The organism is Diaphorobacter sp. JS3050 (genome assembly GCF_013154915.1).
Lineage (GTDB): Bacteria > Pseudomonadota > Gammaproteobacteria > Burkholderiales > Burkholderiaceae_C > Diaphorobacter > Diaphorobacter nitroreducens.
Genome location: NZ_CP053553.1, coordinates 3,255,071 through 3,275,047 on the forward strand (window position 1 = coordinate 3,255,071; position 19,977 = coordinate 3,275,047).

At 67.8% G+C, this 19,977-nt stretch carries 23 protein-coding genes; 12 read left to right on the top strand and 11 right to left on the bottom strand.

The genetic code is table 11. From position 1 onward, the window contains the following. Positions 1-23: 23 nt before the first annotated feature. From pabB to nadC, 3 genes are all read right to left on the bottom strand, one after another. Positions 24-1,793, bottom strand: a complete 1,770-nt coding sequence (pabB, locus tag HND92_RS15610; RefSeq protein ID WP_172208304.1) for an aminodeoxychorismate synthase component I — start codon at positions 1,791-1,793, stop codon at positions 24-26. A 53-nt stretch (positions 1,794-1,846) separates the two neighbouring features. Then, positions 1,847-2,971, bottom strand: coding sequence for a quinolinate synthase NadA (gene nadA / locus HND92_RS15615; RefSeq protein WP_172208306.1), 1,125 nt, complete (start codon positions 2,969-2,971; stop codon positions 1,847-1,849). 79 nt (positions 2,972-3,050) lie between these two features. Further along, entirely contained in the window at positions 3,051-3,929 is an 879-nt protein-coding gene (nadC, locus tag HND92_RS15620) for a carboxylating nicotinate-nucleotide diphosphorylase (protein ID WP_172208308.1), read from the bottom strand. A gap of 65 nt (positions 3,930-3,994) precedes the next feature. Here nadC and panB point away from each other — a divergent pair, with 65 nt between their 5' ends. Continuing rightward, positions 3,995-4,876 (top strand): 3-methyl-2-oxobutanoate hydroxymethyltransferase, encoded by an 882-nt coding sequence (gene panB, locus HND92_RS15625; RefSeq protein ID WP_011806597.1) that lies wholly within the window; start codon positions 3,995-3,997, stop codon positions 4,874-4,876. Positions 4,877-4,892: 16 nt separating this feature from the next. Beyond that, positions 4,893-5,762 (top strand): pantoate--beta-alanine ligase, encoded by an 870-nt coding sequence (gene panC, locus HND92_RS15630; RefSeq protein ID WP_172208310.1) that lies wholly within the window; start codon positions 4,893-4,895, stop codon positions 5,760-5,762. Positions 5,763-6,066: 304 nt separating this feature from the next. Here the strand turns inward: panC and HND92_RS15635 are convergent, their stop codons facing one another. The 4 genes from HND92_RS15635 to HND92_RS15650 all read right to left on the bottom strand — a co-directional run bounded on the left by HND92_RS15635 (position 6,067) and on the right by HND92_RS15650 (position 8,399). Next, positions 6,067-7,059 (bottom strand): NAD(P)H-dependent glycerol-3-phosphate dehydrogenase, encoded by a 993-nt coding sequence (locus tag HND92_RS15635; RefSeq protein WP_172208312.1) that lies wholly within the window; start codon positions 7,057-7,059, stop codon positions 6,067-6,069. Positions 7,060-7,130: 71 nt separating this feature from the next. Continuing rightward, positions 7,131-7,583: a protein-export chaperone SecB gene (secB, locus tag HND92_RS15640; RefSeq protein WP_011806600.1), complete on the bottom strand. Its 453-nt coding sequence runs from the start codon at positions 7,581-7,583 to the stop codon at positions 7,131-7,133. Positions 7,584-7,684: 101 nt separating this feature from the next. Beyond that, positions 7,685-7,942, bottom strand: a complete 258-nt coding sequence (grxC, locus tag HND92_RS15645) for a glutaredoxin 3 (RefSeq protein WP_011806601.1) — start codon at positions 7,940-7,942, stop codon at positions 7,685-7,687. Positions 7,943-7,991: 49 nt separating this feature from the next. Beyond that, positions 7,992-8,399 (bottom strand): rhodanese-like domain-containing protein, encoded by a 408-nt coding sequence (locus HND92_RS15650; protein ID WP_172208314.1) that lies wholly within the window; start codon positions 8,397-8,399, stop codon positions 7,992-7,994. A 73-nt stretch (positions 8,400-8,472) separates the two neighbouring features. Between HND92_RS15650 and gpmA the strand changes: the two genes are divergently transcribed. The 4 genes from gpmA (at position 8,473) to HND92_RS15670 (ending at position 12,118) form a co-directional block, all read left to right on the top strand. Continuing rightward, positions 8,473-9,216 (top strand): 2,3-diphosphoglycerate-dependent phosphoglycerate mutase, encoded by a 744-nt coding sequence (gene gpmA / locus HND92_RS15655; RefSeq protein ID WP_172208316.1) that lies wholly within the window; start codon positions 8,473-8,475, stop codon positions 9,214-9,216. 114 nt (positions 9,217-9,330) lie between these two features. After that, the gene (locus HND92_RS15660; protein ID WP_015914140.1) at positions 9,331-10,767 is read left to right on the top strand and encodes a S41 family peptidase; all 1,437 of its coding nucleotides are present in this window, start codon (positions 9,331-9,333) and stop codon (positions 10,765-10,767) included. Between the two features lie 67 nt (positions 10,768-10,834). Continuing rightward, on the top strand, positions 10,835-11,599 hold the full coding sequence (locus HND92_RS15665; protein ID WP_135147750.1) for a molybdopterin-synthase adenylyltransferase MoeB: 765 nt from the start codon (positions 10,835-10,837) through the stop codon (positions 11,597-11,599). 108 nt (positions 11,600-11,707) lie between these two features. Next, positions 11,708-12,118, top strand: a complete 411-nt coding sequence (locus HND92_RS15670) for a response regulator (RefSeq protein ID WP_011806606.1) — start codon at positions 11,708-11,710, stop codon at positions 12,116-12,118. Between the two features lie 118 nt (positions 12,119-12,236). On the opposite strand, the gene HND92_RS15675 is transcribed toward HND92_RS15670, so the two are convergent. Further along, positions 12,237-12,869 carry a response regulator transcription factor gene (locus HND92_RS15675; RefSeq protein ID WP_015914143.1) on the bottom strand — a complete coding sequence of 211 codons (633 nt, stop codon included), beginning with the start codon at positions 12,867-12,869 and terminating at the stop codon, positions 12,237-12,239. Positions 12,870-13,022: 153 nt separating this feature from the next. Between HND92_RS15675 and HND92_RS15680 the strand changes: the two genes are divergently transcribed. The 6 genes from HND92_RS15680 to HND92_RS15705 all read left to right on the top strand — a co-directional run bounded on the left by HND92_RS15680 (position 13,023) and on the right by HND92_RS15705 (position 17,319). Continuing rightward, complete coding sequence (locus tag HND92_RS15680) at positions 13,023-14,366, top strand: CHASE3 domain-containing protein (protein WP_172208319.1); 1,344 nt, start codon at positions 13,023-13,025, stop codon at positions 14,364-14,366. A 167-nt stretch (positions 14,367-14,533) separates the two neighbouring features. Then, positions 14,534-14,698, top strand: coding sequence for a DUF1328 domain-containing protein (locus tag HND92_RS15685; protein WP_011806609.1), 165 nt, complete (start codon positions 14,534-14,536; stop codon positions 14,696-14,698). A 55-nt stretch (positions 14,699-14,753) separates the two neighbouring features. Next, positions 14,754-15,146, top strand: coding sequence for a hypothetical protein (locus HND92_RS15690; protein WP_011806610.1), 393 nt, complete (start codon positions 14,754-14,756; stop codon positions 15,144-15,146). 22 nt (positions 15,147-15,168) lie between these two features. Next, a complete protein-coding gene (locus HND92_RS15695; protein ID WP_011806611.1) occupies positions 15,169-15,714 on the top strand; it encodes a bacterioferritin in 546 nt (181 codons plus the stop codon). 99 nt (positions 15,715-15,813) lie between these two features. Further along, complete coding sequence (locus HND92_RS15700) at positions 15,814-16,128, top strand: BON domain-containing protein (protein WP_172208321.1); 315 nt, start codon at positions 15,814-15,816, stop codon at positions 16,126-16,128. A 90-nt stretch (positions 16,129-16,218) separates the two neighbouring features. Next, the gene (locus HND92_RS15705) at positions 16,219-17,319 is read left to right on the top strand and encodes a putative zinc-binding metallopeptidase (RefSeq protein ID WP_172208344.1); all 1,101 of its coding nucleotides are present in this window, start codon (positions 16,219-16,221) and stop codon (positions 17,317-17,319) included. On the opposite strand, the gene coaD is transcribed toward HND92_RS15705, so the two are convergent. The 3 genes from coaD to HND92_RS15720 form a co-directional block, all read right to left on the bottom strand. Continuing rightward, positions 17,320-17,817 carry a pantetheine-phosphate adenylyltransferase gene (gene coaD, locus HND92_RS15710; protein ID WP_011806614.1) on the bottom strand — a complete coding sequence of 166 codons (498 nt, stop codon included), beginning with the start codon at positions 17,815-17,817 and terminating at the stop codon, positions 17,320-17,322. Between the two features lie 145 nt (positions 17,818-17,962). Then, positions 17,963-18,586, bottom strand: a complete 624-nt coding sequence (rsmD, locus tag HND92_RS15715; RefSeq protein ID WP_011806615.1) for a 16S rRNA (guanine(966)-N(2))-methyltransferase RsmD — start codon at positions 18,584-18,586, stop codon at positions 17,963-17,965. After that, the gene (locus HND92_RS15720; RefSeq protein WP_172208346.1) at positions 18,583-19,965 is read right to left on the bottom strand and encodes a pitrilysin family protein; all 1,383 of its coding nucleotides are present in this window, start codon (positions 19,963-19,965) and stop codon (positions 18,583-18,585) included. The genes rsmD and HND92_RS15720 overlap by 4 nt, the downstream gene beginning before the upstream one ends. Positions 19,966-19,977: the final 12 nt, after the last annotated feature.

Sequence of the window (19,977 nt, forward strand, 5' to 3'; positions counted from 1 at the left end):
GTGCTTGCATAAAGCGCCTGCAGCTATTTTTCCGAGAGCGCGCCCGGTTCGCCGAGCCTGGCCTGCAGCCAGCCGCGCAGGCTGTTGACGAAGGCCCAGGCCTGCACGCGCGGCAGGTCCTGCACGCGCAGCAGCCCCTCCTGCACGCGGCCTTCGCGCAGGGCCACGGCACGGCCCACGCCGGGCAGCAGGCCGCAGGCGAGCGGCGGCGTGATCCAGCGGCCGTCGAGCAGCGCCGCGATGTTGCCGCGCGTGCATTCGGTGATCTCGCCCGCCTCGTTCCACAGCAGGGTGTCGAACACGCCGGGCTCCGTGGGCTCGAAGGCCGCGTAGTGCGCGCGCCGCGTGGTCTTGTGGCGCACGAATTCACTGTGCGCCTGCATGAACGCGCGCTGCGCCAGCACCAGGCGCACGGGCTCGGCCGTGGGCGCGAGCGCGAAGGCCTCGGCCCGGGGCAGGCCCGCCGCATCGAGCAGCAGGCGCACGCGCCACAGGCCCGCAGGGTGGGCGGCGCACAGGGCATCGAGGCAGGCCTGCATGCGCGCAGCGTCCCAGGGCACGCCGAAATGCGCGGCCCCGGCCGCCATGCGCGCCAGGTGCTCGGCGCGGTGGCGCAGCGCGCCCTCGTCGAGCGCCAGGGTTTCGAGCAGCTCGAACGGCGCGCTCGCGCGCTCCACGAAGGCGCGCTTGGCGCCCCACTCGCGCCACTCGGCCCCGGCCTCCGATCCCCAGGTGATGCCGCTGCCGATGCCGCATACGGCCTGCGTGCCGCGCAGCGCCACGGTACGGATCGGCACGTTGAAGGTGGCGGCCACGCCCCCCGCGCCGTCGGGCCGCACCACGCCCACGGCGCCGCAGTACACGCCACGCGGCGCGGCCTCCAGTTCCTGGATGAGCTGCATGGCGCGCACCTTGGGCGCGCCCGTAACCGAGCCGCAGGGGAACAGCGCACCGAATACGTCGGCCAGACGCGTGCCCGCACGCGTGCGCGCCACCACGTCGGAAGTCATCTGCCACACGGTGGGCAGCTGCTCGGTATGGAACAGGCGCGGCACGCGCACGCTGTGCGGCTCGGCCACGCGCGAAAGGTCGTTGCGCAGCAGGTCCACGATCATCACGTTCTCGGCCCGCTCCTTGGGGCTGGCGCGCAGCTGCGCGGCCTGGGCCGCGTCGTCCTCGGGCGTGGCGCCGCGCGGGGCCGTGCCCTTCATGGGCCGCGCGAGCAGGCTGCCGCCGCGCCAGTCGAAGAACAGCTCGGGCGAGACGGAGAGCGTCTTCTCATTGCCCATGTCGAGGAAGGCGCCATAGCCGCCCGGCTGCGCGCGGCGCAGCGCCGCGAACAGGGCCAGCGCATCGCCCTGCCAGTTCCCCGCGAGCGGTGCCGTGAAGTTGACCTGGTAGCACTCGCCCGCGCCGATGGCGCCACGGATGCGCGCAATGGCCGCATCGAACGCGGGCCGCGCGATCTCGCCCTGCCATGGCACCCGGGCCTCGCCAGGCGCCAGATTGCCATCCCAGGGCTGCGGCGCATCGAACACCGCGAACCAGGCCAGCGGGCCGTCGGCCGCGTGCGTGCGCAGGGCCTTGTCGAAGGCGGACGCCGCCTCGTAGCGCAACTGGCCCACCACCCAGGCGCCCGCGCGCGCGGCGTCCTCCACGGCGTCGAGCACGCCGCGCACCTCGTGCGGGGCCTGGGCCACGAGCGTGGCGCGCGGCACGCCAAAGGCATGGCGCAAGCGCGGCCCGGCGCTCGCGCGCGGGTCGGCGAAGTCGATCAGGGCGGTCAGAGTCAAATCGGCCTCCAGCGCTTATCCATCCAGCGCCAACAGCTATCAAAACAAAAGCGCTATGCCGCCCCGAAATGCGGCACCAGCGCACCGGCCGGCTGCCCGCTCTTGAGTGCGGCGGTGAAGGCGAGCATGCGGTCGATGGGCTGGCGTGCGCGCGGTATCAGCGCGGGCTCCACGTGGATGGCGTTCGCGCCTGTCTCCAGCACGCGGGCCACGTCGGCCAGGCCGTTCATGGCCATCCAGGGGCAGTGCGCGCAGCTCTTGCAGGTGGCGCTGTTGCCGGCCGTGGGGGCTTCGTGGAAGGTCTTGCCGGGGTTCAGCGTGCGCAGCTTGTGCATCATGCCGTTGTCGGTGGCCACGATGAATTCGCGGGCATCCATCTCGCGCGCGGCCTTGAGGATGGCGCTGGTCGAGCCCACAGCGTCGGCCAGGGCCACGACCTCGGTCGGGCTCTCGGGGTGCACGAGGATCTTGGCCTCGGGGTGCTCCTTCTTGAGCAGCTCCAGCTCCAGCGCCTTGAATTCGTCGTGCACGATGCAGGCGCCGTTCCAGAACACCATGTCGGCGCCCGTCTCGCGCTCGATGTAGGCGCCCAGGTGCCGGTCGGGGGCCCACAGGATCTTGTGGCCCGCATCCTTGAGCGCACGCACGATGTCCAGCGCGCAGCTGGACGTGACCAGCCAGTCGGCACGCGCCTTCACGGCGGCGCTGGTGTTGGCGTAGACCACCACCGTGCGGTCGGGGTGCTGGTCGCAGAAAGCACTGAACTCGTCGATGGGGCAGCCCAGGTCCAGCGAGCAGGTCGCGTCCAGGTCGGGCATGAGCACGGTCTTCTCGGGACTGAGGATCTTGGCCGTCTCGCCCATGAAGCGCACGCCGCTCACCACCAGTGTCTGCGCCGCGTGGTCGCGGCCGAAGCGCGCCATCTCCAGCGAATCGCTGACGATGCCGCCGGTTTCCTCGGCCAGGTCCTGCAGGTCCGGGTGCACGTAGTAGTGCGACACCATCACCGCGTTCTTCTCTTTCAGCAGGCGGCGGATCCTGTCCTTGAGCGCCGCACGCTCGGCGGGCGATAACTCGGGCGGCACACGCGCCCAGGCGTGCTTGGTGGAGCAGGTGGCGCCGTCCGCGCCCGCGAGGGGCTGTTCGTACTCGACGTCCTTGATGGCGGTCGTATTCATGGCAATGCTCTCGCCGCCGGGACGCGACGGCTTCACGAGGGGGAATCGATTGTCGCGTCTTGGAAGACGCTACGCCATGTCAGGCCAAATCCTGCAGGCGCATGGAGAAATCCGTGGCCTTCACATCCTTGGTCAGCGTGCCGATGGAGATGCGGTCCACGCCCGTCTCGGCCAGCGCACGCAGGCCTTCCAGCGTGACGCCGCCCGAGATCTCCAGGATGGCGCCCCCGCCCGCATGCGCCGCGTTGATGCGCACGGCCTCGCGCAGTTGTGCCAGCGGCATGTTGTCCAGCAGCACCATCGTCGCGCCCGCATCGAGCGCCTCCTGCAGCTGCGCCAGCGTTTCCACCTCGATCTCGATGAATGCAGCCTGCGCAGCCACCGCCTGGGCGGCCCGCAGCACCGCCGTCACGCCGCCGGCGGCAGCGATGTGGTTTTCCTTGATGAGCACGGCATCGTGCAGGCCGATGCGATGGTTGGTGCCACCGCCCGTGCGCACGGCGTACTTCTGCGCCAGGCGCAGGCCCGGCAGCGTCTTGCGCGTGTCCACGATGTGGGCGCGGGTGCCGGCCACGGCATCCACATAGGTGCGCGTCTTGGTGGCCACGGCCGACAGCAGCTGCAGGAAGTTGAGCGCCGTGCGCTCGGCGCTCAGCAGCGCGCGCGCCTGGCCTTCGATCTCCAATACCACCTGGTCGGTAGCGCAGCGCGCGCCCTCGGCCACATGCCAGGTCAGCTTCACACCGGGGTCCAGCGCACGCAGCGCGGCCTCGACCCAAGGAGCGCCGCAGATCACGGCGGCTTCGCGCGCCAGGATGCGCGCACGCACGCGGCGCGCGGGGTCGATCAGGCCGGCCGTCAGGTCGCCGCTGCCCACGTCTTCCTGCAGGGCGCGGTCCACATCGGCACGGGCCAGCGCCGCGAGTGCGTCGGCGCCAAACAAGTCTCTCGTCGTCATGGGGCGAGCATAGCCGCATCGCATAGACTCGCCGCACTTTTGCAACCCGACGGATCCCAAGCGCCATGACCGACTCCCCCACCGCCGGCACGCCCTATGGCACGCTGCCGCCCGCGTCGCCGCTGCCCCAGAGACGCCCCGTGAGCCTGCCCCGCCTGGCGCAGATGCGCGAGGCGGGCGAGAAGATCACCATGCTCACCGCTTACGACGCCACCTTCGCAGCCGTGGCCGATGCGGCGGGTGTGGAGTGCATCCTGGTGGGCGATTCGCTGGGCATGGTCTGCCAGGGCCTGCCCAGCACCGTGGGCGTGACGCTGGAGCACATGGCCTACCACACGGCCAGCGTGGCACGCGGCCTGCACCGCGTACAGGGCACGGCCTGGCTGATCGCCGACCTGCCCTACGGCAGCTATGCCGAGAGCCGCGAGCAAGCGCTGCGCAGTGCCTGCCAGCTCATGCAGGCGGGCGCCCACATGGTCAAGCTCGAAGGCGGCGGCTGGACCGCGCCCACGGTGCAGTTCCTTGTGGAGCGCGGCGTGCCAGTGTGCGCCCACCTGGGCCTCACCCCGCAGACGGTGCACGCCCTGGGCGGCTACCGTGTGCAGGGCAAGGGCGACCAGGCCGCCCAGCAGCTGCGCCGCCAGGCACTGGAGCTGCAGGACGCCGGCGCCGCCATGCTGGTGCTGGAGATGGTGCCGACTCCCCTGGCACGCGACCTCACGCAGGCCCTGCCACGCTGCCACACCATCGGCATCGGCGCGGGCAGCGGCACGGCCGGCCAGGTGCTGGTGATGCACGACATGCTGGGCATCAACCTGGGCAAGAACCCGAAGTTCGTGCACGACTTCATGCGGGACGCGGGCAGCGTGCGCGGCGCCATCGAGGCTTATGTGCAGGCCGTCAAGCAAGGGCGCTTTCCCGACGACGCACTGCACGCCTGGAACTGACCAAACACCTTCACCCATGATCACCGTCCGCACCATTCCCGAACTGCGCGCCGCCATCGCCGCGCATCCCGGCGCAGGCCGCCCCGGCAAGCGCCCCGCCTTCGTGCCCACCATGGGCAATCTGCACGACGGCCACATCGCCCTGGTGCGCCAGGCCCGGCCGCTGGGCGACGTGCTGGTCGCCAGCATTTTTGTGAACCGCCTGCAATTCCTCCCGCACGAGGACTTCGACAGCTACCCCCGCACCTGGGAGGCCGATTGCGCCAAGCTGGAGGCCGCGGGCTGCGACATCGTCTTCGCGCCGCGCGAGAGCGATCTCTACCCCGAGCCCCAGACCTTCAAGCTGCAGCCCGACCCGCAACTGGCCGACATCCTGGAAGGGCATTTCCGCCCAGGCTTCTTCACGGGCGTGTGCACCGTGGTCATGAAGCTGTTTTCCGCAGTGTTCTTCGCCAGCGGCGGCGGCACGGCCGTGTTCGGCAAGAAGGACTACCAGCAGCTCATGGTGATCCGCCGCATGGTGCAGCAGTTCGCGCTGCCCGTAGAGGTGGTGGCAGGCGAGACGGCCCGCGCCGACGATGGGTTGGCCCTGAGCTCACGCAACGGCTACCTGAGCACCGCCGAGCGCGTCCAGGCCGTGCAACTGTCCGCGGCGCTGCGCGCGCTGGCCCAGGCGGCGCAGGCACCCGGCGCCCCCCCGCTGGCCGCCCTGGAACAACAGGCACTGCAGAACCTGGCGCAGCAAGGTTGGGCGCCCGACTACCTCACCGTGCGCCAGCGCCACAATCTTCAGCCCCCCGCTGCAGGCGCAGCCGCCGGTACGCTGGTGGCGCTGGGCGCGGCACGCCTGGGCAGCACGCGGCTGATCGACAACCTGGAGTTCTGAGACCGCGCGCGGCGACAGTCCGTGCGTAGGCGCACACGCACAAGCACAGGACCGCGATGACCTACGCGGCGTGGCAGCCTGGACGGACATCGGGGCGTCTGGCCCATCGCTAAGGTGAAGGCATGTTTCAACCATCCCTATAGGAGGCGTACATGCCGATCATTCTTTGGCTTCTGGGTGTCCCGCTGAGTATCGTTTTGCTGCTGATGCTGTTCGGTGTCGTGTGACCCAAGCACCCTGAACCGCGCACGACAAAAAGCGGCCTGCGGGCCGCTTTTTGCTGTTCACTGGAGATGCGTGCGCATCAATGGCGCTCGACAGTAGGCTCGCGCTCCATGAGCCGGGCCACCGCCTCGGCAGCGCGCAGTTCACCGTCGAGCAGCGCGACGACGCACTCCGCAATGGGCATCTCAACGCCCAGCGCACGCGCGCGCTGCACCACGGTGCGGGCGCTGTACACCCCCTCAGCGACATGGCCCAGTGACTCCACCGCCTGTGCCAAGGTCCGCCCCTCGGCCAGCAACAACCCCACACGGCGGTTGCGCGACAGGTCGCCCGTAGCAGTCAACACCAGATCCCCCAGGCCCGACAGGCCCATGAAGGTCTCGGGCCGCGCGCCCAGGGCAAGGCCTAAGCGGGTCATTTCCGCCAGGCCGCGGGTAATCAATGCCGCACGCGCATTCATCCCCAGTTGCAGCCCGTCGCACAGGCCGGTGGCAATCGCCAATACGTTCTTGACCGCGCCGCCGACTTCCACGCCTACGATGTCCTCGCTGGCGTATACGCGCAATGCGGGCCCGTGGAAGGCCAGCACCAGCGCATCGCGCACCGTGGCACGGGGGCTGGCGGCCACCATGGCCGTGGGCTGGGCGGTGGCGACCTCCTGGGCGAAGCTGGGGCCGCTGAACACGCCACTGTGCAGCCGCGGTGCGACCTGCGCGCACACTTCATGCGCCATCAGCCCCGTGCCGGCCTCGAAGCCCTTGCACAGCCACGCGATGGGCGCGGTGCAGCCGTCCAGCCGTTCCAGCATGCCGCGCAGCGCCGCCATGGGCGTGCCGACGACGACGAGGTCGGCGTCAGCGGCCAGCGCGCCCATGTCACCCGACGCCACGTGCAGCCCGGGCGGGAACGCAAGGCCGGGCAGGTAGCGCTGGTTCTGCCGCTTCGCCTGCATGGCCTGCGCCTGCTGTGCGTCACGGGCCCACAGCGTCACCTCATGGCAGGCTGCGTGCGCAGCCGCGCTCATGGCCAGGGCAGTGCCCCAGGCGCCTGCGCCAAGGACTACTATTTTCATAGCTACTCGCGCTTATCAGGCGGGCGCTAGAGCCTTAAATGGCTCTAACACCCGTTACGACCAAGAAGCCGTTACTGGGCTGTGCTGGTGGCAGCCTCGGCGGCTGCGGCCTGTTGCTGCTCGTACATGGCCTGGAAGTTGATCTCGGCCAGGTGCACGGGCGGAAAGCCCGCACGCGTCACGGTGTCGGCCACGTTGCCGCGCAGGTAGGGGTAGATGATCTGGGGGCAGGCAATGCCGATGATGGCGCCCATCTGGTCCTCGGGCACGTTGCGGATCTCGAAGATGCCGGCCTGCTTGGCCTCCACCAGGAACACAGTCTTGTCCTTGATCTTGGTCTGCACGGTGGCGGTCACGGCCACTTCAAAGATGCCTTCGACCACGGGTGTGGCCTCGACCCCCAGCTGGATGTCCACGCTGGGCTGCTCCTGCTCCAGCAGGATCGCGGGCGAATTGGGCTGCTCCAGCGACAGGTCCTTCAGGTACACGCGCTGAATCTGGAACACGGGGGTTTCTTCGGCCATGGTGGTCTCGGTCTTTCGGTCAAAACAAAGCCCGCCCGGGAGAGGCTCCCGCAGCGGGCAACATGGGGCGCATTATGCAACGCGCCAATGGCGGCAAAGGCTCAGGCGCCCAGCAGCGGCACCAGGCCGCCACGGCTGTCCAGGGCCACGAGGTCGTCGTGTCCACCGACGTGGGTGTCACCAATGAAGATCTGCGGCACGGTGCGCCGGCCGGTGATCTCCATCATGTGCTGGCGCGCGGCGGGGTCGGTGTCCACGCGGATTTCCTCGATCTGCTCCACACCCTTCAGCTTCAGCAACTGCTTGGCGCGGATGCAGTAGGGGCACACGGCGGTGGTGTACATCTTCACGGCTTGCATGGACGGCGACCTTTCTGCGTAACGAACAATGCTGGTAGATGCGGGCGCCTCAGGCCTTTTCAACCGGCAGGTTGGCCTCGCGCCAAGCGGCCAGGCCGCCGGCCAGCGCCTGCGCCTTCTCGTAGCCCAGGCCCTTGGCGATGCCTGCAGCCCGCGAGGCGCGGGCGCCCTTGGCACAGACGAGGATGATGGGCACGGCCTTGTTCTTGACCACCTGCGGCAGGCGCTCCTGCAACTGCCCCAGCGGGATGTTCTTGGCGCCACCCACGTGGCCCGCGGCGAACTCCTCAGGCTCGCACACGTCGATCACCACCGCCTTCTCACGGTTGATGAGCTGTACGGCCTGCGCCGTGCCCAGGGTACCGGCCCCGGCCCCCTTGAGGGCCGGCAGCAGCAGCATGACGCCCGAGGCCAGCGCGAGGAAGATCAAATACCAATTGTCGAGAACGAAATTCACGGGGTTCCTTGGGGTATGCAAACCGCGCAATTCTAGAATGTCGGGTTTTTGACCTGAAGCCCCAAGGGACACCATGCACAAACTCGTTCTGATCCGCCACGGCGAATCCACGTGGAATCTGGAAAACCGCTTCACCGGCTGGACCGATGTGGATCTGACCCCCACGGGCATCGAGCAGGCCAAGAATGCCGGCCGCCTGCTCAAGGCCGAGGGCTACGATTTTGACCTGGCCTACACCAGTGTGCTCAAGCGCGCCACGCGCACGCTGTGGCACTGCCTGGACGAGATGGACCGCACCTGGCTGCCCGTGGAGCACAGCTGGCGCCTGAACGAGCGCCACTACGGCGCTCTGCAGGGCCTGAACAAGGCCGACATGGCCAAGCAGTACGGCGACGCGCAGGTGCTGGTGTGGCGCCGCAGCTACGACACGCCGCCGCCGGCCCTGGAGCCCACCGACCCGCGCTGCGAGCGCGGCGACATCCGCTACGCGGGCCTGGCGCCCGAGCAGGTGCCGCTGACCGAGTGCCTCAAGGACACGGTGGCGCGCGTGCTGCCCTACTGGAACGAAGCCATCGCGCCAACGATCCGCTCGGGCAAGCGTGTGCTGATCGCAGCGCACGGCAACTCCATCCGCGCGCTGGTCAAGTACCTGGACAACATTTCCGACCAGGACATCGTGGGCCTGAACATTCCCAACGGCATTCCGCTGGTGTACGAGCTGGACGCGGAACTCAAGCCCCTGCGCAGCTACTACCTGGGCGACGCCGAGGCCGCCGCCAAGGCCGCCGCCGCCGTGGCCGCGCAGGGCAAGGCCTGAGCCGCCGCTTCTGGAAAGCGTAGCGCGGTCTTGCTTGAAAAATAGGCAGATCCTGAAGGAACTGCCCAGGCCGCAGCCCTTCCAAGGTGTATATTGAATCGGTAGAGGTGTTCTATGGGCCACAAACTCAAAATTGCTGGATGGATATCGGTGGGCGTGGTGGCCGGAGCGCTCACGACCGTCTCGCTGCAGACCGTGGCACGCGGCGCCATGACCCCGCTGCCGCTGGAGGAAATCCAGCAGCTCTCGGCCGTGTTCGGCCTGATCAAGACCGACTATGTAGAGCCGGTCGATGACCGCAAGCTCATCACCGATGCCATCGGTGGCATGGTCGCCAGCCTCGACCCGCATTCGCAGTACTTCGACAAGAAGTCGTTCAAGGAATTCCGCGAAGGCACCACCGGCCGGTTTGTGGGCGTGGGCATCGAAATCACCCAGGAAGACGGCCTGATCAAGATCGTCTCGCCCATCGAGGGCTCCCCCGCCGACCGCGCGGGGCTCAAGACCAACGACCTCATCACGAAAATCGACGATACGGCCGTGAAGGGCCTGTCCCTCAACGACGCGGTCAAGCGCATGCGCGGCGAGCCGAACACGCAGGTGACGCTGACCATCCTGCGCCGCGACGAGAGCCGCAGCTTTCCCGTCACGATCACGCGCGAGGAGATCAAGACCCAATCGGTCAAGGGCAAGATCATCGAGCCGGGCTACGCCTGGATCCGCCTGTCGCAGTTCCAGGAACGCACGGTGGACGACTTCGTGCGCAAGGTCGAAGAGGTCTACAAGCAGGATCCCCGCCTCAAGGGGCTGGTGCTGGATCTGCGCAACGACCCCGGCGGCCTGCTGGATGCGGCCGTGGCCGTGTCGGCTGCCTTCCTGCCGGAGAACGTGACGGTGGTTTCGACCAACGGCCAGCTGGCCGAGAGCAAGGCCACCTTCAAGGCCTCGCCCGAGTTCTATCTGCGCCGCGGCAGCGGCGACCCGCTCAAGCGCCTGCCCGCCGCCATCAAGACCGTGCCCCTGGTGGTGCTGGTCAACGAAGGCTCGGCTTCGGCCAGCGAGATCGTCGCGGGGGCGCTGCAAGACCACAAGCGCGCCACCATCATGGGCAGCCAGACCTTCGGCAAGGGCTCGGTGCAAACCGTGCGGCCGCTGGGCCCCGACACGGGCATCAAGCTCACGACGGCGCGCTACTACACGCCGTCGGGCAAATCGATCCAGGCCAAGGGGATCGTGCCAGACGTCATGCTCGACGAGACCGCCGAGGGCGACATCTACGCATCGCTGCGCATGCGCGAAGCCGACCTGGAAAAGCACCTGACCAGCGGCCAGGGCGAGGAAGCGAAGGATGCCGGCCGCGAGAAGGCGCGCGAGGAGGCCCGCAAGCGCCTCGAGGAAGAGGCCAAGAAGCCCGTGTCCGAGCGCAAGCTGCCCGAGTACGGTTCGGACAAGGACTTCCAGCTCAGCCAGGCACTCAACCAGCTCAAGGGCCGCACCGTGCTGGCCAGCAAGACCCTCACGGAACGCAAGGAAGAGAAGAAGGACAACTGACGCTGTCTTTCTTGGCAACCAGGCCGGGACTCCCGCGGAGCCCGGCCTTTTTCACGCCCACCACCCCATGAACGACGATCAACTGCTGCGCTATTCCCGCCACATCCTGCTCGACGAGATCGGTATCGAGGGGCAGGAACGCATCCTGGCAGCCCACGTACTCGTCATCGGTGCCGGCGGTCTGGGCTCGCCGGCCGCGCTGTTTCTCGGCTCCGCAGGCGTGGGGACCCTGACGCTGGTGGACGACGACGTGGTGGACCTCACGAACCTGCAGCGCCAGATCGCCCATACCACGGCGCGCGTCGGCACGCCCAAGGTCGACTCCGCGGCCCAGGCCGTGCAGGCCATCAACCCCCTGGTTTCAGTGCGCACCGTGCGCCAGCGTGTGGACGCCGCCGCGCTGGATGGGCTGGTCAACGCCGCAGACGTGGTGCTCGACTGCACGGACAACTACCAGACGCGCCAGGCCATCAACGCCGCGTGCGTACGCCAACGCAAGCCCCTGGTGGCAGGCGCGGCCATCCGCTTCGACGGGCAGATTTCCGTGTACGACCCCCGCCGGGATGACACGCCCTGCTATGCCTGCCTGTTCTCTCCCGAGGCGCAGTTCGAGGAAGTGCAGTGCTCCACCATGGGCGTGTTCGCCCCCATGGTGGGCATCATCGGCACCATGCAGGCGGCCGAGGCGCTCAAGCTGCTTGTGGGGGTCGGAAGCTCGCTCGCAGGCCGGCTGCTGATGCTGGACGGGCGCGACATGCAGTGGACCGAAGTGCGCACCGAGCGCGACCCGGCCTGCCCCGTGTGCGGATCCCTGCACGCACCCGCCCGGTAGGAATGCACCTACGGGCACTGCACCCGGCTGCTGGCAGAATCCGCCAGCCTGTTTTCATACAGTAGCGCCGACGCCCTATTTTTCGTTCCCGGCCGAACAGGAAGCACCGTGAAACTGCGCACGTACATCGTCGAAGACAACGCCACCATCCGCGAAAACCTGATCGGAACGCTCGAAGAACTGGCGGAGGTGGAAGCCGTCGGCATCGCCGAGACGGAGGACGAGGGCAAGGAGTGGCTTACCTCGCACACCTCCCAGTGGGACCTGGCCATCGTGGACCTGTTCCTGCGCCAAGGCAGCGGGCTGGGCGTGCTGGCCGCCTGCCGCAACCGCCTTTCAGCGCAGAAGATGGTGGTGCTGAGCAACTACGCGACACCTGACGTGCGCATGCGCTGTGCGCAGTTGGGGGTGGACGCCGTGTTTGACAAATCCAACGAGATCGAGGCGCTGGTGGACTATTGCATCGAACACAGCAACAGCACGCATCGGGCAGCCTCCAGCTCCGCAGCCACCAATTGAAGGAGGCGCTGCGCGGGCCCATCTGCACTTTGACACGCGCCCATCCTTACTCTCAAACCTCTGCACAAAGCACAAGGGCCAGTCAGTGACTGGCCCTTGTGCTTTGTGCGCTTTGCGTTCAATCGATGAGCTTGTTCTTGAGCGCGTAGTACGTCAGATCGCTGTTGGAGGACAGCCCCATCTTTTCCATGAGCCGCGTGCGGTAGGTGCTCACGGTCTTCACGCTCAGCGACAGCGACTTGGCGATGTCACCCGCCGTCTCGCCCTTGGCCAGCTTGAGGAACACCTGGAACTCGCGCTCCGACAGCTGCTCGTGGGGCGGCGCATCGTCCTTGCGGTTGAGCTGCTGGGCCAGCAGGTCAGCCACGGACGGGGTCAGGTAGCGGCGACCCAGGGCGATGGTGCGGATGGCCTCCACGATCTCCTTGGGCTCGCATTCCTTGTTCAGATAGCCGCTCGCACCCTGGCGGATCAGATTGATCGCATAGTGCTCCTCGGGGTAGCCGCTGAGGATAAGAATGCCCATGTCGGGCGCCTTGGCGCGCAGCATGGCCAACGCATCCAAGCCGCTCTGGCCGGGCATGGACAGGTCCATCACCAGCACGTCGATCTCGTGAACGCGCACCAGATCGATGGCTTCCCTGCCGTTGCTTGCCTCGCCAACGACCCGCAGGTCCACATGTTCCGAGAGAAATTGGCGCAGCCCGGCACGGACTATCGCATGGTCATCCACAATGCCAATCTTGATCATTGAGCCTTCTTTCAAGAGGAGAGCGCCTTGCTCCCCGGTAAGGTATGGTCTGAAGATCTGCCCATCTGCTCTGCATTGCACTAGCATGGCAGCGCAGGCCGATGATATGCATTTTCAACCGTGCCCTGCCAGTCCCCTTGGAGAAGCCCAAGCATGAGTTGGTCCCGTTTGCGCAAGATCGCCGTCAGTCTGCCGCTGGCATTGCTGGCTGTGGCCCTGCTGGTCGGCATCAACGAAACCGGGTACATGCGCTCGCACGCGGCCGTGGGCGACCTGGCCCGCTCGCACGCCACGCGCGCTGCGCTCGACCGGCTTCTGCAGAACATGCTCAACGCCGAGACAGGGCTGCGCGGCTACCTGCTCACCGGCGACGAGCGCTATCTGCAGCCCTACGAGCAGGCGGTCGCCACCATCAATACCAACCTTGATGAGCTGCGCCAGACCTACCGGCACGCACCGCAGGACCTGGACGACTTTTCCCAGCTGTCGCAGCAGATCACGCGCAAGCTTTCCGAACTCGACCTCAGCCTCAAGCTGCGCCGCCAGGACAACGACGACGCCTGGAAGTTCGTGCTCTCCACCGACGTGGGCAAGGAGAACATGGATGCCATTCGGGCGATCGCAGCCCGACTGGTGGCGCGCAGCGCCCAGCAAACGGAACACAGCACGCAGGAGATCCTGCATTCGCTGATGCTCTCGCGCATCGGCATCGCCGCCGTGGCGGTGGTGGGGCTGCTGGCGTTCTACCTGTACCTGCGCCAGACCAGCGCCTTGCAGGCTGCGCATGCGCGCGAGCAGGAGGTGTTGGCGCGCGAACGCGACCGACTGGAGCAGTTGGTACGTGAACGCACTGCCGCGCTCTCCGAGTTGGCCAGCCATCTGCAGCAAGTACGCGAGGAGGAGCGCGCACACCTGGCGCGCGAGCTGCACGACGAGCTGGGTGCTTTGCTCACGGCCGCCAAGCTGGACGTGGCGCGCCTGAAGTCGCGCATCGATTTGCACACCCCCGAGAACGCCGAGCGCGTGCAGCACCTCACCGAAACGCTCAACAGCGGCATCGCGCTCAAGCGGCGCATCATCGAGGACCTGCGCCCTTCGTCGCTCTCCAATCTCGGGCTCAACACGTCGCTGGAAATCCTCACGCGCGACTTCGCGCAGCGCAGCAACCTGCAGATAGACACCAGCCTGGAGTCCGCCAAGCTGTCCGACGCAGCGCAGCTCACCGTCTACCGGCTGGTGCAGGAGTCGCTGACCAACATCAGCAAGTACGCCAACGCGCGCAAGGTGCTGGTGTCGGTCCACAGCTATCCCAACCATGTATCGGTACAGGTGCGGGATGACGGCGACGGGTTCGACATCTCAAGCATCGCCCCCGACGCGCATGGTCTGTTCGGCATGCGCCACCGTGTCGAGGCGGCGGGCGGCAAGCTCACGGTCACGTCCACGCCCGGCGAGGGCACCCTGGTCAGCGCCGTGCTGCCGCACACGCTGACCTGACGCGTTCGCAGCCCTGCGTCCGGGCTGCTCATCTGATCGGTGGCGTCCTACAGCGGGGTGCGCCAGCCACCGGCACTCATGCAACGCCAGCCTCCCTACAGTCAAGCCATGTGCTCAGGCGCATTCGCAACCACCCGGCGCACCGCGCCGAAAACAAGGAGCTGGTTATGTTGCATTACGCAGTGGTATTCCTGGTCATCGCGTTGGTGGCCGCCCTGTTCGGATTTGGCGGCATCGCCGCCGGTGCCGTGGGCATCGCGAAGATCCTGTTCTTCGTGTTCGTGATCATGGCGGTTGTGACCTTCGTGCTCAGCTTGTTGAAGAGGGGCTGACGCCCCATCAACCTGGCCCGCCAGGCAGATGCCACCACAGAAAGGAAATCCCCCAATGACGATCCAAACCACCACCCAGAAGGCGGCAGAGACGGCGCACAACGTGGCCGAAGGCGTGTTCGACAAGGCGTCCGAAACACTGCAGTCCACCCGCCGGATGACCAATGAATCCATCGACAAGGCCGAGACCCGCATGCAGCGCATGCAAGAGGGCGTGGACCCGATGATCGACGACCTGGCCGCCAAGGCGCAGGACCTGGCCACGCGCGGCATTTCGTACTGCGCGCACACCGGCGAACGCGCGCGGCGCCAGTTCCACCAGGCTGCGGACGCCACGAACCGCTACGTCGCGGAACAACCCGGCAAGTCCCTGCTGATCGCCGCAGCCGCGGGCGCCGCCTTTGCCACTGCGTTGATGTGGACACGCCACCGCAGCGAGCGTTATTGAGACCACCGCAGGAACCGACCCGATGATGCACAGCGATACCCACGCCAGCGCGCTTCAGCTTGACGAAGCCGCGCTGCGCCAGGCAGCCACCGCGGATCTGGACGAAGGCGCCGTGACGCCCGCGTACGGCCCACACCGCGATGCCATCATTGCCCTGCTCAACGACGCTCTGGCGACCGAGTTGGTCTGCGTGCTGCGCTACAAGCGGCACTATTTCACGGCGGACGGCCGCGAGTCGCCGGCGATCGCGGCAGAGTTCCTGGTGCACGCCAACGAGGAGGCAGCCCATGCCGATCTGCTCGCCCAACGCATCGTGCAGTTGGGCGGATCGCCGGACTTCTCCCCTTCTACGCTGCTGTCGCGCAGCCATGCGCAATACGATGAGTCGTCCGATTTGCAAGACATGGTGCGCGCCAACCTGGTGGCGGAGCGCATCGCGGTGGAGGCCTATCGCCAGATGATCCAGCTGATCGGCGACAAGGATCCCACCACGCGGCGCATGCTCGAAGGCATCCTGGCCGACGAGGAGGAGCATGCGGATGAACTGAAGGACTGGCTGCACCGCTAGCCTCCCTTTCCCAACCGTTGAGGCCACCGGAGGGTGCAACAGGCCGCAGCGGGGTTATCCCAGCACCCGTGTTTTCAACCATAACCCAAGGACACAACCATGAAATACGCACGTGCCATCGCCTTTTCCCTGCTTGCAGGTGCCACCATCGTTTCCACCGGTTGCTCGGTAGCACGCAACCAGCAAACCGTGGGCTCCTACGTGGACGACGCGGGTATCACCACCGCCGTGAAGGCCAAGATGGCAGAGGACAAGAGCGTCTCTGCCACCGCCATCAGCGTGGAGACGCTGAACGGCACCGTCCAGCTCTCGGGCTTTGCCAAGACCCAGGCCGAGAAGGACCGCGCCGAAGCCATCGCGCGCAACACCAAGCATGTGCGCGAGGTGCGCAACAGCATCATCGTGCGCCCGTGACGCACACGACTGCGCAGGAACGCCGCCCTCTGGGCGGCGTTTTTTTTCACTGGCAGGTGACGCGCACTACCTGCGTCAGAATCCCTACGCATGCGACTGTTCCACTGCGGCCAATGCGGCTCCCTCGTGTTCTTCGAGAGCGTGCAATGCGTGCACTGCGGCTGCACGCTGGCGTTCTCTCCCGAAGACATGTCCATGTTGGCGCTCGCGCCTGCGGACGACGGCGACCACGCCCTGTCGCGCAGCTGGCAGCGTGTTCCTACACGCGGCAGCGACGGCACTGCGCCACCGGCCCACTACCAGCTATGCACCAACCGCACCACCTACGGCGCCTGCACCTTTGCGCTACCGGCCGCAGATGCCCAGGCGCACGGCGGGCTGTGCGCCGCCTGCCGCCGGACGCGCGTGCTGCCGGACCTGTCCGTGCCCGACAACCTGCGCCGCTGGTCGCAGATAGAGAGCGCCAAGCGGCACCTGTTCTACACGCTGGCGCGCCTGGGACTGTTGAGCACGCAGCAGCCCGGGCCGGTGTATGAATTCCTGGCGGACGTGGCGGGCGCGCCGCCCGTCATGACGGGGCATGCCCAGGGTGTCGTGACCCTCAACGTGGCCGAGGCCGATGACGACGAGCGCGCGCGCCGGCGCCAGGCCATGCATGAGCCCTACCGCACGCTGCTGGGTCACCTGCGGCATGAATCCGGCCACTACTACTGGGAAGAGTTGGTGCTGCGCGCCGGACATGTGGAGGCCTTCCGCGCACTCTTCGGCGACGAGCGGCGCGACTACGCCCAGGCGCTGCAGGCGCACTACCAGCGTGCCCCCCTGCCCGCTGCGCAATGGCAGCCGCAGCACGTCAGCGCCTATGCCGCCGCGCACCCCTGGGAGGACTGGGCCGAAACGTGGGCGCATTACCTGCACCTGGTCGATCTGCTGGAGACGGCCGCCAGCTTTCAGACCCGCATGGCCATTCCCGGCACGACACCCGATCACGCGCAGCACTACGCCATGCCCGACCCGTTTGCACAGCCGGCGCCCGGTTTTGATGCCATGGTCTCGGCGTGGATGCCGCTGACGCTGCTACTCAACAGCCTGAACCGCAGCATGGGCCAGCGCGATGCCTATCCGTTTGCCCTGTCCACGGGCGCGCTGCGCAAGCTGCGCTTCGTGCACGACACCGTGGCGCGGCGCTGATCACGCCGCGGCGGTGCGGCCCAGCTTGTGCAAGAGGCGCTCGTGCACGCCGGGCGAGACAAACTGCGCCACGTCGCCGCCCAGCGTGCCGATCTCGCGCACCAGCGTGCTGCTGATGAACTGGTACTGGCTCGCGGGTGTGAGAAACACCGTCTCGACACCGGGCACCAGCGCGCGGTTCATGCCGGCAAGCTGGAACTCGTAGTCGAAGTCCGTGCCCGAGCGCAGCCCGCGCACCATGGCCGTGCCGCCGCGCGCGGCAGTGAACTCCGTCACCAGCCCCTCGAAGGACTCGACCTGCACCTGCGGACAGTCGGCAAGCGCCTGGCGCGCCATCTCCATGCGCTCGTCCAGGCTGAACAGGGTTTTCTTGTGGTGGGCAATGGCCACGGCCACGATCACGCGGTCGAACAGTCTTGCCGCGCGGCGCACCAGATCCTCATGCCCCAGCGTGATGGGGTCGAAGGTTCCGGGATAAACGGCGAGCACATGCGCCATGGCGTGGGGTCTCCTTGCAGTGGCGGAGCCCGCACGGGCTCCGTGGGGCGGATTATGCAGCGCACGCCTGTCCATGGGCCATTGAAGCCAAATCAGCCTCCAGCGCCCTACCAACAAGCGCGAGCAGCTCCTATATCAATAGCAATCAGGCTTTGTGGAGCAGGTGCGCATGCACGGCCCCGGCCTTCAGGTGCCGGTGCAGCGCCAGCCCCAGCGGGCCGAGCTGCTCCTGCGTCCAGGCTGCGGGCGCCTCCAGGTAGATGAAGCCGTCGGGCGCCACGGCCTGTGCGGCGGCCTGCAGCGCAGGGGCGAACAGCTCGCCGCCAAACGGTGGGTCGATGAGCAGCAGGTGCATGCTGGCCGGCGCGCACTGGCGCAGCGCGGCCACGCCGTCGCCACGCTGTACGCGCACGGCGCTCGTGTGCAGGCGCTGGCGCAGCGTCTCCAGCTGTGCGGCCAGTGCGGCGTCGCCCTCCACCAGCAGCACGCTGGCCGCGCCGCGCGATGCGGCCTCGAAACCCAAGGCGCCCGTGCCGGCAAAGGCATCCAGGCAGCGCCAGCCCGTCAGGTCCTGGCCCAGCCAGTTGAACAGCGTTTCGCGCACGCGGTCGGGCGTGGGGCGCAGTCCGGGCTTGTCCAGCACGGGCAAGCGCGTGCGTTTCCACTGACCGCCGATGATGCGCACCTCGCCGGCGCCCTTGGCGGGCGCACGCACTGCCGTACGTGGGGCTGTGCGCGGGGCGGCTGGCGCCGCGGCGCGCCGGTTCATGGCCGTGCCTTTGCCGTGGCGGCCGGCTGCGCGCCCACGATGACGGTCACCATGCGCTCGGGCTGCAGCTTGCGCTGCAGGGCGGCGCGGATGTCGGCCACGGTGAGGGCCTCCACGCGGTCGGTCCAGTGCTCCAGGTAGTCCAGCGGCAGGTCGTTCCAGGCGATGTTGACCACGTTGGCCAGCAGCTTGCGGTTGCTGTCGATGCGCAGTGCAAAGCCGCCGACGAGGTTGTCCTTGGCGGCGCGCAGTTCGGCCTCGGTGGGTCCTTCGGCCACGAAGCGCGCGAGCACGTCGCGCGTGACCTGCACGGCCTGGGCGGCCTGGTCGGGCCGGGTCTGCAGGCCGACGACGAAGGCCCCGCCGTTCAGGCCAGGCGAGAAGCTGCTGCCCACGCTGTAGGAAAGGCCGCGCTTCTCGCGCACCTCATTGGTCAGGCGCGAGGTGAAGCCACCGCCACCCAGGATGTGGTTGCCCACCAGCAACGCGAGGAAGTCCGGATCCCGGCGCACAAAGCCCGGCTGGCCGATGAGCACATGGGCCTGTGCCGAAGCGAAGGGCACATCCACCTGCACGGCGCGTGCCAGCGGCTGCACCTCGGCCACGGGTGGCAACGGCGCGCAGGCCCCGGCCTGGGGCGCAGGCAGGCGCGACAGCAGCGTCTGCACCAACGTCTGCGCCTGGGAACGCGTGAGGGCGCCCACGATGCTCACCCGCGCATGGCAGGCCTGCAGGTACTGGGCATGGAAAGCCTGCAGATCGGCCGGCTGGATGTTGTTCAGTGTCTCGGCCGTGGCGCGCTGGCCGTAGGGGTGGCCGCCGAACACTGCGGCGTTGAAGGCCTTGCTGGCCACGGTGCCGGGGCGTGTGTCGGCCTCCTTGATGGCGGCGCTCCAGCGCGCCCGCTCGCGCTGCCACACGTCCGGTGCATAGCTGGGCTGGCCCAGCTGGCGCGCGGCCAGACGCGCGGCACGGTCCAGCAAGTCGGGCTCGGTCAGCGATCGCAGCGAGAACGCCAGGCCGTCGCGCTCGGCGCCAGCCTCGAAGCTGGCGCCCAGGTCGGCCCAAGCCTCGCCCAGTTCGTTCTCGTCCATCGGGGGCTCGTTCGGCCCGCCCGCAGTCACGCCCTTGGAACTCATCAGGGCCGCCGCCGCAGCCAGGCCCGCCTGCGGCGCGGGATCACGGCGCGCGCCGGCATCGAAGTCGACCTGCACGTCCACCATCGGAATGGCCGGGCTTTCCACCAGCCACACGCGCGCGCCGCTGGGCTCGGTCCAGTGCTGGATGGGCAGCAGCGCCCACGCGGATTGGGTATAAAAAATGGCTCCAGCGCTTATCAACAAAGCGCGAGCAGCTATCGTTTTAAGAGTTTTGTACATCGCTGACACCTT